General features: G+C 76.4%; 2 protein-coding genes. Both read left to right on the plus strand.

What is annotated here, in order from left to right:
* A partial coding sequence (locus tag WDV06_RS33505) for a type I polyketide synthase (protein WP_395513591.1) occupies window positions 1-4,929 on the plus strand: 4,929 nt, incomplete at its 5' end.
* Window positions 4,930-5,129: 200 nt separating this feature from the next.
* Window positions 5,130-12,328, plus strand: a 7,199-nt coding sequence (locus WDV06_RS33515; RefSeq protein WP_463668232.1) for a type I polyketide synthase, incomplete at its 3' end; no start/stop codon positions are given.

The following is a 12,328-nucleotide window of genomic DNA, read 5'->3' on the forward strand; positions in this document are numbered from 1 at the left end:
TGCAAGGCCTTCTCGGCCGACGCCGACGGCACCGGCTGGGCCGAAGGGGCGGGCATGCTCCTCGTCGAGCGGCTCTCGGACGCCCGCCGCAACGGCCACCAGGTCCTCGCGGTGGTCCGGGGCTCGGCGATCAACCAGGACGGTGCGTCCAACGGGTTGACCGCCCCCAACGGGCCCGCCCAGCAGCGGGTGATCCGCCAGGCCCTGGCCCAGGCCGGTCTGTCCGCCGCCGAGGTGGACGCGGTCGAGGCGCACGGCACGGGCACCACGCTCGGCGACCCGATCGAGGCCCAGGCCCTGCTGGCCACCTACGGGCAGGAACGGGAGGCCGACCGGCCGCTGTGGCTGGGCTCCCTCAAGTCGAACATCGGCCACACGCAGGCCGCGGCCGGTGTCGCGGGCGTGATCAAGATGGTGATGGCCATGCGCCACGGGGTCCTGCCCCGGACCCTCCACGCCGACGAGCCCTCGCCCCACGTCGACTGGTCGACGGGGTCGGTACGACTGCTGACCGAGGCCCGCGCATGGAGCGGGGACGGCAGCCGGCCCCGCCGGGCGGGTGTCTCCTCCTTCGGCGTCAGCGGCACCAACGCCCACGTGGTCCTGGAACACGTCCCCGACGCGGACGCCGACGCGGACGCCGACGCGGCGGCCCCGGCGACCAGCGCCGAGCCCGGCGCCGTCGCGTGGGTGCTGTCCGCCAAGGACGAAACCTCCCTGCGCGCCCAGGCACAGCGCCTCGCGGCCCATGTCACCGAGCACCCGGAGCTCGGACTCGCCGACGTCGGACGCTCACTGGCCCTGGCCCGCGCGGCGATGGAGCTGCGTGCCGCCGTCGTGGGGGGCGGCCGTGAGGAACTGCTGGCGGGCCTGGAGGCCGTCGCGACGGGCCGGCCGGCGGCCGGGGTCGTACGCGGCGAGGCCGAGGCCGGCGGAATCGCCGACGGGAGCCGCACGGCGTTCCTGTTCTCCGGCCAGGGCAGCCAGCGCCTGGGCACGGGACGGGAACTGCACGCCGCTTTCCCGGTGTTCGCCGAGGCCTTAGACGCGGCCTGCGCCGCCCTGGACCCGCACCTCGAACAGCCTCTGCGCGAGGTCGTGTTCGGTGAGGACGCGGACCTGCTGAACCGGACCGCCTTCACCCAGCCGGCGCTGTTCGCGGTCGAGGTGGCGTTGTTCCGGCTGGTGGAGTCCTGGGGCGTACGTCCGGACTTCCTGGCCGGTCATTCCATCGGCGAGTTCGCGGCCGCGCATGTCGCGGGCGTGCTGTCCCTGGAGGACGCCGCCCGGCTGGTCGCGGCCCGGGGGCGGCTGATGCAGGAACTCCCCTCGGGGGGTGTGATGGTGGCGGTGCAGGCCTCGGAGGAGGAGGTGCGCGGGCTGCTGTCCGGCCTGGAGGACCGTGCGGGTGTCGCCGCCGTCAACGGGGCGCACTCGGTGGTGGTTTCGGGGGCCGAGGACGCGGTCGCGTCGGTCGTGGACCGGCTGTCCGCCCAGGGCCGCAAGACCAAGCCGCTGACGGTCTCCCACGCCTTCCACTCGCCGCTGATGGAACCGATGCTCGACGCCTTCCGCGCCGTCGTGGAATCGGTCCGCTTCGAGGCCCCGCGGCTGCCGATCGTCTCCACGCTGACCGGCCGCCTCGTCACCGCCGAGGAGTTCTGCTCGCCCGAGTACTGGGTGCGGCACGTCCGCGACGCGGTCCGTTTCGCCGACGCCGTCAGCGCCCTCGACGCCGAAGGCGCCGGCACCTTCCTGGAGATCGGCCCCGGCGGAGTCCTGACCGCCCTGGCCCAGGACCACCTGGACGACCGGGCCGTCACCGTGCCCGTCCTGCGCGACGACCGCGCCGAGGAACTCGCCGTCACCACCGCCCTCGCCCGGCTCCACGTCCACGGCACCCCCGTCGACTGGGCCGCCGTCCACGGCAGCCCGGCCGGCCACCCCGTCGACCTGCCCACCTACGCCTTCCACCACCGGCGCTACTGGCTCGCCCCGGCCGCACCGGCCGGCGACATGGCCGCCGCCGGGCTCGTGGACGCCGAACACCCCTTCCTGGGGGCGGCCGTACCCCTCGCCGACGGCCAGGGGGCCCTGCTGACCGGCAGGCTGTCCCCAGCCACCCACCCCTGGCTCACCGACCACACCGTGATGGACACCGTCCTGCTGCCCGGCACCGCCCTGGTCGACCTGGCCCTGCGCGCCGCCGACGAGGTGCGCTGCGACCGCCTGGACGAACTGACCCTCGGGGCCCCCCTCGTGCTCCCCGAGGACGGCGCCGTGCAGCTCCAGGCCGTCGTCAGCGGGCCCGACGCCACCGGGCACCGTACGGTCGACGTCTACTCCCGCCCCGAGAGCGCCGACCCCGGCGAGCCGTGGACCCGCCACGCCACCGGCATGGTCTCCGTGGGCGCGCACGGAGCGCAGGAGCCGCCCTCCGGCCTCTCCGCATGGCCGGCCCCCGGCGCCGAGCCCCTGGACACCGGCGGCGCCTACGAGCGGCTGGCCGGCCTCGGCTTCGGCTACGGCCCGGTGTTCCAGGGCCTCCACGGTCTGTGGCGGCGCGGCGACGAGGTGTTCGCCGAGGTGGCGCTGCCCGAGGAGACGGGTGTCACCGGATTCGGCGTCCACCCGGCGCTGCTGGACGCGGCCCTCCACGCGATCGGCCTCGGCGGCCTGCTGCCCGATGCCGGACGGGGCCGGATCCCCTTCGCCTGGAACGGGGTGACCGTCCACGCCACGGGCACCCGCGCCCTGCGGGTCCGGATCGTCCCGGCCGGCGCCGACGCGGTGGCCCTGCTGGCCACCGACGAGGCCGGCCGGCCCGTGGTCCGCGTCGACTCCCTGGTACTGCGCCCCGTCTCGGCGGAGCAGCTGGCCGAGGCCGGACGGGCCCACGGGCGGCAGGAATCGCTCTACCGGCTCGACTGGACCCCCCTTCCCCTCACCCCGGAGGAGCCCGTGGACCGTCCGAGCCGGCCGTGGACCCTGGTCGGCGGCGACGACGGACTGCGCGCGGCGCTGGAGGACTCCGGCCTGGACCTCACCTTCCGCTCCGACCTGCCGGATCCGGCGGATCCTGCGGGTGCGGGTGCGGGTGCGGGTGCGGGTGCGGGTGCGGGTGCGGGGGACACCCCGGCGCCCGCCGTCCTCCTCGCGGCCGTCGACGTCCGCCCGGACGGCGACCACCCCGTCGCCCACGTCCACGCGACGGCCCACCGGGCCCTGGAACTGCTCCAGCGCTGGCTCGCCGACGACCGGCACGCCGGTTCCCGGCTGGCCGTCCTGACCGCCAACGCCGTCGCCGCGAAGGGCCGCGCCGCGGAGGACGGCGACAAGGAGGTGGACCCGGCGCAGGCCGCCGTCTGGGGCCTGGTGCGTTCGGCGCAGTCGGAGAACCCGGGCCGCTTCGTCCTGGTCGACCTCGACCGCGACCCGGCGTCCGCGCGGGCCCTGCCCGCCCTGCTGGCCTCGGGCGAGGAGCAGTTCGCCGTACGCGGCGGAACGGTCCTCGTCCCCCGGCTGGCACGGACCGAGCCCCCGCTCCTGCCCGCCGAGGCCGGTCCCGCGTTCACGGCCGACGGAACCGTCCTGGTCACCGGCGCCTCCGGGCTGCTGGGCCGGCACGTCGCACGGCACCTCGTGACCGGACACGGCGTGCGCGACCTGCTGCTCGTCAGCCGCCGGGGCGGAGCGGCCGAGGGCATGGCCGAACTGGAAGCGGAACTCGCCGCCCTGGGGGCCCGGGTGACGGTGGCCGCGTGCGACGTGGCCGACCGGGAGGCCCTCGCCCGGGTACTCGCCGCGATACCCGAGCGGCACCCCCTGACCGGTGTGGTGCACGTGGCCGGTGTGACCGACGACGGGATCCTCACCGGCCTCACGGCGGAGCGGATCGACCGGGTCTTCCGCCCGAAGGTGGACGCCGCCCTGCACCTGGACGACCTCACCCGCGACATGGAACTCTCCGCCTTCGTCCTGTTCTCGTCCGCCGCCGGTGTCTTCGGCGCGGCGGGTCAGGCCAACTACGCCGCCGCCAACGCGTTCCTGGACGCGCTCGCCCGCCAGCGCCGCTCCGCCGGCCGGCCGGCCGTGTCCCTGGCCTGGGGCCTGTGGGCCGAAAGCAGCGGCATCACGGGCGAGTTGACGGACGCCGACCGGAACCGGATGTCCCGCAGCGGGATCCTGCCGTTGGGCACCGAGGAGGCCCTCGGCCTCTTCGACGCCGCGACGGCGCACCCGCACGGCGTGGTCGTCCCGGTCCGTCTGAACCAGGCGCAGCTGCGCGGGCAGGCCGCGGCCGGCACCCTGCCGGCCCTGCTCGCCTCCCTGGTCCGGACACCGGCCCGGCGCTCCGCCGCCGGAGGCGCGACCGACCCGGCCGGCTCCGGCACCCCCGGCGGGGACCTGACGGCCCGGCTGGCCGGGCTCTCCGCGACCGAACGGGGCACCCTCGTCCTCGACCTGGTGTGCGAGCACGTGGCCGCGGTGCTGGGGCTCGCCTCCCCCCGGGCCGTCCGGCCCGGGCAGGCGCTGCGCGACCTCGGGTTCGACTCGCTGACCGCCGTCGAGCTGCGCAACCGGCTGGGCGAGGACACCGGGCTGCGGCTGCCGCCCTCGCTCGTCTTCGACTACCCGACCCCCGCCGAGCTCGCCGACTACCTGGGCGCCGCCGCCGCACCGGCCGCCCGGGACGTCACCGGCCTGCTCGGCGAACTGGACCGGATCGAGACGGAGTTGCAGGACGCGGCCACGGCCGGCACGGACCTCCGCGACACGGTCACCGCGCACCTGCGCCACCTGCTGGACCGGTGGACCGCGCCCGCCGGCCCGGCGGAGCCGGACGCCGCCGGTGTCGCGGACGGCCTGCACACCGCCACCGACGACGAGATGTTCGACTTCATCGGCAAGGAGTTCGGGATCTCCTGAACCGGGCCGGGTGCGGGGCCTCCCCCCGCACCCGGTGCCCGCACCCCTCCCGCCGGACCCCGGCCCCGCAGACCCCGCCGACGCGACCCCGCCCGGCCCTTCCCAGGCCCGCGCCCCGGCGCCCCCGGCCCCTCCCGGCCCCTCCAGGCCCCCGACCGCACAGGCCCCACGGCCCCCGGCCCACGGCCCGCACGGGCTCGATGCAAAAGGTGACCCCAGTGACTGACCTCCAGGCGAAGAACAACGAGGAAAAGCTCCGCTACTTCCTCAAGCGGGTATCGGCGGACCTCCACGAGGCCCGCGAGCGGCTGCGCGACCTCGACGCGGCCCGGCACGAGCCGATCGCCATCGTCGCGACGAGCTGCCGCTTCCCCGGCGGGATCACCACACCCGAGGAGCTCTGGCAGTTCCTGGCGGACGGCGGGGACGCCATCACGGACTTCCCCGCGGACCGGGGCTGGGACCTGGAAGCGCTCTACGACCCCGACCCGGAGACGCGCGGCACCAGCCACGTCCGGGCCGGCGGGTTCCTCGACGGAACCGGCCTCTTCGACGCAGGCCTCTTCGAGATCTCGCCCCGCGAGGCCCTCACCATGGACCCCCAGCAGCGGCTGCTCCTGGAATCCTGCTGGGAGACCTTCGAACGGGCCGGCATCGACCCCACCTCCCTCAAGGGCAGCCGGACCGGCGTGTTCACCGGCGTGATGTACCACGACCACAACGCCCTGCTCCAGCAGGCGGTCGAGGACGTCGACGGCTACATCGGCACCGGCAGCGCGGCCAGCGTGGTCTCCGGCCGCGTGTCCTACACCTTCGGCCTCGAAGGACCGGCCGTCACCGTGGACACGGCCTGCTCCTCCTCCCTCGTCGCCCTGCACCTGGCGGTGCGCGCCCTGCGCCAGGGCGAATGCGACCTGGCCCTCGCCGGCGGCGTCACCACCATGCTCACCCCCACCTCCTTCGTGGACTTCAGCCGGCAGCGCGGCCTGGCCGCCGACGGCCGCTGCAAGCCCTTCGCGGCGGCCGCCGACGGCACCGGCTGGGGCGAGGGCGTCGGCATGCTCCTCGTCGAGCGGCTCTCCGACGCCCGCCGCCACGGCCACCCGGTCCTCGCCGTGGTCCGCGGCTCGGCCGTCAACCAGGACGGCGCCTCCAACGGCCTCACCGCCCCCAACGGCCCCGCCCAGCAACGCGTCATCCGCCACGCCCTCGCCGACGCCCGGCTGACCCCCGCCGACGTCGACGCCGTCGAGGCCCACGGAACGGGCACCACCCTCGGCGACCCGATCGAGGCCCAGGCCCTCCTCGCCACGTACGGACAGGGGCGCCCCGCCGGGCACCCCCTGTGGCTGGGCTCGCTGAAGTCCAACATCGGCCACACCCAGGCCGCGGCCGGTGTCGGCGGGGTGATCAAAATGGTCGAGGCCCTGCGCCACGGCCTGCTCCCCAGGACCCTGCACGTCGACTCCCCGTCCCCGCACGTCGACTGGTCCTCCGGCGCGGTACGCCTGCTCACCGAGCCCGTCCCGTGGGCGGAGGGCGAACGGCCCCGCAGGGCGGCCGTGTCCTCCTTCGGGTTCAGCGGCACCAACGCCCACGTCGTCCTGGAGGAACCCCCGCACCCGGAACCGGAGCCCGCGCCGGGGCCGGACGCGGCACCGGCCGCCCGGACCGGATGCACCCCCGTCCTGCTGTCCGGGAAGTCCGCGGCCGCCCTGCGCGCCCAGGCAGCCCGCCTCCTGCGCCACACCGCCGACCACCCCGAGCAGTCCCTCGCCGACCTCGGTCTCTCCACCGCGACGACCCGGGCCGCCCTGGACCACCGCGCCGCGATCGTCGCCCGCGACCCCGAAGACCTGCGCCGGGCCCTGGACCTGCTGGCCCGCGGGGACGGCCCCGCCGACACCCCGGACGGCGGCACGGCCACGGGCGTGGTCCTGCCCCGTGACCGGACCGCGTTCCTGTTCTCCGGCCAGGGCAGCCAGCGCCCGCACATGGGACGTGAACTGCACGCGGCGTTCCCCGTGTTCGCCGCAGCCTTCGACGCCGTCTGCGCCGCCCTGGACCCCCACCTCGAACACCCCGTGAAGGACACGGTGTTCGGCGCGGACGCCGGCCTGCTGGACCGGACGGGCCACGCGCAGCCGGCCCTGTTCGCGCTCCAGGTCGCGCTGTTCCGGCTGCTGGAGTCCTGGGGCGTGCGCCCCGACCTGCTGGCCGGGCACTCCGTGGGCGAGTTCGCCGCCGCCCACGTGGCCGGCGTCTTCTCCCTCGACGACGCGGCCCGCCTGGTGGCCGCCCGCGCCCGGCTCATGCAGGCCCTGCCCGCCGGGGGAGTGATGGCCGCCGTCGAGGCCTCCGAGGAGGAAGTGCGGGAGCTGCTCGCCGGTCACGAGGACCACGCAGGCGTCGCCGCCGTCAACGGCCCCCGGGCCGTGGTCGTTTCGGGCACCGCCGCCGCCGTGGCCGCCGTCACCGGACGGCTGGACGCCCAGGGCCGCAAGATCAAGCAGCTGCCCGTCTCCCACGCCTTCCACTCCCCGCTCATGGAGCCGATGCTGGCGGAGTTCCGGCGCGCCTTCGCAGACGTCTCCTTCGCAACGCCGTCCCTGCCCGTCGTCTCCACCCTCACCGGCCGTCCCCTGCCGGCCGAGGAGTGGCGCTCCGCCGAGTACTGGGTGCGGCACGTCCGTGAGGCGGTGCGGTTCGCCGACGCCGTCGGATCCCTCGCCGCCGAGGGCGCGGGCACCTTCCTGGAGATCGGCCCCGGAGGCGTCCTGACGGCCCTGGCCGCACACCTCCTCGACGAGCGGGCGGTCGTGGTCCCCGCCCTGCGTCCCGGCCGGCCCGAGGACCAGGCCGTCACCGCCGCCGTCGCCCGCCTCCACGTCCACGGCACCCCCGTCGACTGGGAAGGGGTCTTCGCGGGCCGCGGCGCCCGCCGCGTGGACCTGCCCACGTACGCCTTCCAGCGCGAGGAGTACCGGCTCGCGACCCGTCCCGCCACCGGCGACCTCTCCGGCGCCGGCCTCCGGCCCGCCGACCACCCCCTCCTCGGCGCCGTCGTCACCCTGGCCGACGGCGAGGGCGCCCTCCTGACCGGCCGCGCGTCGCTCACCAGCCACCCCTGGCTCGCCGAACACCGCGTACTCGGCACCCCCCTCCTGCCGGGCACCGCCCTGGTCGACCTGGCCGTCCGCGCCGGCGACCAGGTCGGATGCGGCCGCATCGGACACCTCACCCTGGAAGCCCCGCTCGTCCTGCCGCCGCACGCCGGCGTCCGGATCCAGGCCGTCGTCGACGCCGCCGACCGCCACGGGCGGCGCGGCATACGGATCTACTCCCAGCCGGACGAGGCCCTCGCCGCCGACACCTGGACCTGCCACGCCTCCGGCCTGCTGGACGCCGCCCCCGCCACCCTCCCGGACCCCGCCGCACTCACCGTCTGGCCCCCCGCCGACGCCGAACCCGCCGACCCCGCTGCCCTCTACGACCGGCTGACCGGCCTCGGCCTGGAGTACGGACCCCTGTTCCGCGGGGTCCGCGCCGGCTGGCGGCGGGGCGCGGAGCTCTTCGCCGAGATCGCCCTCCCCGAGGGGACGGACACCACCGGATTCGGCCTGCACCCCGCGCTCTTCGACGCCGCCCTCCACACCGCGGGCCTCGCCGACGACGGCCCGCACCACGGGCCCCGCATCCCCTTCGAGTGGAACGGCGTCACCCTGCACGCGACCGGCGCCACCACACTGCGGCTGCGCCTGGCCCCCGCGCCGGACGCCGAGGGCGCCGTCACCCTGCTCCTCGCGGACGGCGCGGGCCGGCCCGTGCTCTCCGTGGACTCCCTGGCGCTGCGCCCCGTGGCAGCCGACCAGCTGGCCGCCGCGGCGGACACCGGCGGCGGCCGGCTGTTCCGGCCGGTGTGGACCCCCGTGGAACCCGGCGCCGCCGAGCAGGCCGTATCCGCCCCGTCCGACGCGCTGTCGGCCCTGCGCGCCGAGGACGTCCCGGTCCCGGACACGGTGGCGGTGACGGTCACGGCACCGGCCCGCGGGGACACCCCCGGCGCGGACGCCGAGCGGCCCGCCCTGGCCGCGCGCGCCGCGCTCGACCTCGTCCGGGAATGGCTCGCGGACGCCCGCTTCGCCGCCTCCCGGCTGCTGGTCGTCACCGAAGGCGCCGTCGCCACCGGCCCGGCCGAGGGCGCCGACCCGGCACAGGCCGCCATCCGGGGCCTGGTGCGCTCGGCACAGTCGGAGAACCCCGGCCGGTTCCTCCTCCTCGACACCGAGGAAGCCGCCGACGTGGACCCCGCCCTGCTCGCCGCCGCTGCCGCCACGGGGGAACCGGAACTGGCGCTGCGCGGCGGAACCCTGCTCGCACCCCGGCTGGTACGCGCCGACCCGCCGGCTGCCGGACGGGACACGGGCGCGGAGACCGGCCCGGCCCGGGCCCTCCCGCCGCACGGCACCGTGCTGGTGACCGGAGCCTCCGGCACCCTGGGACGCCTGGTGGCACGCCACCTCGTGGCCCGGCACGGCGTCCGCCGGCTGCTGCTCCTCAGCCGCAGCGGCCCGGACGCGGAAGGCGCCCGCGAGTTCGCCGACGAACTCACCGCCCACGGCGCCGTGGTGGACACCGCGGCCTGCGACGTGGCCGACCGGCAGGCGCTCGCCGCCCGGCTGGCCGCGCTCCCGGCCGAGCACCCCCTGACCGCCGTGGTCCACGCGGCGGGCGTCACCGACGACGGCGTCGTCCAGGCCCTCACCCCCGAACGGATCCAGCGGGTGTTCGCCCCCAAGGTGGAGGGCGCCCTCCACCTGCACGAGCTCACCCGCGACCTGGACCTCTCCGCCTTCGTCCTGTTCTCCTCCGCCGCCGGGGTCTTCGGCAACCCCGGGCAGGGCAACTACGCCGCCGCCAACACCGCCCTGGACGCCCTCGCCCAGCAGCGCCGCGCGGCCGGCCTGCCCGGAATCTCTTTGGCCTGGGGCCTGTGGGCCGACAGCAGCACCCTGACCGCCGCCCTCGCCGAAGCCGACCAGCGCCGCATCGGCCGCTCCGGACTCCTCGCCCTCGACACGGACGAGGGCCTCCGGCTCCTCGACCACGCCCTGGACTCCGCCGAACCCCTGCTCGTGCCCGTCCACTGGAACCTCCCGGTCCTGCGCGAGCAGGCCCGCGCCGGCACCCTGCCCGCCCTGCTGCGGGAACTGGCCCCCGCCCCCGTACGCCGGAGCGAGGCCGCCGCGGCCGGAGCGCCCGACAGCGTCCGCGACGCACTGGCGGAGCGCCTGGGCGCGCTGCCCGACGCCGCCCGGACCGCCCTGCTGGTCGACCTCGTCCGGACGCACGCCGCCGCCGTCCTGGGCCACGGCCGCCCCGAAGCCGTCCAGGCCGGCCAGGCGTTCCGGGAACTCGGCTTCGACTCGCTGACCGCCGTCGAACTGCGCAACCGGCTCGCCGCGGCGACCGGAGTACGACTCCCGGCCGGCCTGGTCTTCGACCACCCCACCCCGGACGCCCTCGCCCGCCACCTCCTGCGCAGGCTGACGGACACCCCCCGCCCGGCGGCCGCCACCCGCCCCGCCGCACCCGCCGGAACCACCGGGGACGACCCCGTGGCCATCGTCGCCATGGGCTGCCGCTACCCCGGCGGCGTACGGTCCCCCCAGGACCTGTGGCAGCTGCTCACCGACGGCACCGACGCCGTCGACGGCTTCCCCGAGGACCGGGGCTGGGACCTCGACCTGCTCTCCGCGAGCGACGGCGCCACCGGCTCCAGCAGCACCCTCCGCGGCGGATTCCTTTACGACGCGGGCGAGTTCGACGCCGCCTTCTTCGGGATCTCCCCGCGCGAGGCCCTCGCCATGGACCCCCAGCAGCGCCTGCTCCTGGAAACCTCCTGGGAGGCCTTCGAACGCGCCGGAATCGACCCCGCCACCCTGCGCGGCTCCCGTACGGGCGTGTTCACCGGTGTCATGTACCACGACTACGCCTCCTCCCTCCAGACGGTCCCCGAAGGGGTGGAGGGCTTCCTCGGCACCGGCAACTCCGGCAGCGTCATCTCGGGCCGGCTCTCCTACACCTTCGGCCTCGAAGGCCCCGCGGTGACCGTGGACACCGCCTGCTCCTCCTCGCTCGTCGCCCTGCACCTGGCCGTGCAGGCCCTGCGCCAGGGCGAATGCGACCTGGCCCTCGCGGGCGGCGTGACCGTGATGGCCGGCCCCGGCGCCTTCGTCGAGTTCAGCCGCCAGGGCGGACTGGCCGCCGACGGCCGCTGCAAGGCCTTCGCCGCGGACGCCGACGGCACGGGCTGGGCGGAGGGCGCGGGCGTGCTGCTGGTGGAACGGCTCTCCGACGCCCTGCGGAGCGGCCACCCGGTCCTCGCCGTGGTCCGGGGCTCCGCCGTCAACCAGGACGGTGCCTCCAACGGGCTCACCGCCCCCAACGGCCCCGCCCAGGAACGGGTGATCGAGCAGGCCCTGGCGAACGCCGGACTCGCGGCGGCCGACGTGGACGCGGTGGAGGCGCACGGCACGGGCACCCGGCTGGGCGACCCGATCGAGGCGCAGGCCCTCCTCGCGACGTACGGCCAAGGCCGGCCGGAGGACCGGCCGCTGTGGCTGGGCTCCCTGAAGTCCAACATCGGCCACACCCAGGCCGCGGCCGGCGTCGGCGGGATCATCAAGATGGTCGAGGCGCTGCGCCACGGCGTCCTGCCCAGGACTCTGCACGCCGAGGAGCCCTCCCCGCACGTCGACTGGACCTCCGGCACCGTCCGCCTCCTCACCGAACCCGTGGAGTGGACGCAGGGCCGGCGGCCCCGGAGGGCGGCCGTCTCCTCGTTCGGTTTCAGCGGCACCAACGCCCACGTCGTCCTGGAGCAGGCCCCGCAGCCGGCCGCCGGGCCCGGCCCCGCGGCACCCTTCGCGGCGCCGTGGCTCCTTTCCGCCAAGAGCCCGGAGGCGCTGCGCGCGCAGGCCCGCAGCCTCCTGCCGTACGCCCAGGACCCGGACCGGACGACGGCGGACGTGGCCTATTCCCTGGCCACGGGACGCGCCGCCCTGGAGCACCGGGCGGCCGTGATCGCGGAGGATCCGACCAGGGTGCTGGAGGCCCTCACCGCCCTGGCGGAAGGCACCCCCTCGCGCGCGGTGGTCCGTGCCACGGCCGCACCCGGCAGCGGGAAGCACGCCGTCCTGTTCTCGGGGCAGGGCAGTCAGCGGCTGGGGATGGGGCGTGAACTGCATGCCGCGTTCCCGGTGTTCGCCGAGGCGTTCGACGCGGTGTGTGCCGCTCTGGACGCGCACCTCGATGTTCCGCTGCGTGAGGTGGTGTTCGGTGAGGACGCCGCGTTGTTGAGCGAGACGCGGTATGCGCAGCCGGCGCTGTTCGCGGT

It is taken from the genome of Streptomyces racemochromogenes, assembly GCF_044129415.1.
GTDB lineage: Bacteria > Actinomycetota > Actinomycetes > Streptomycetales > Streptomycetaceae > Streptomyces > Streptomyces racemochromogenes_A.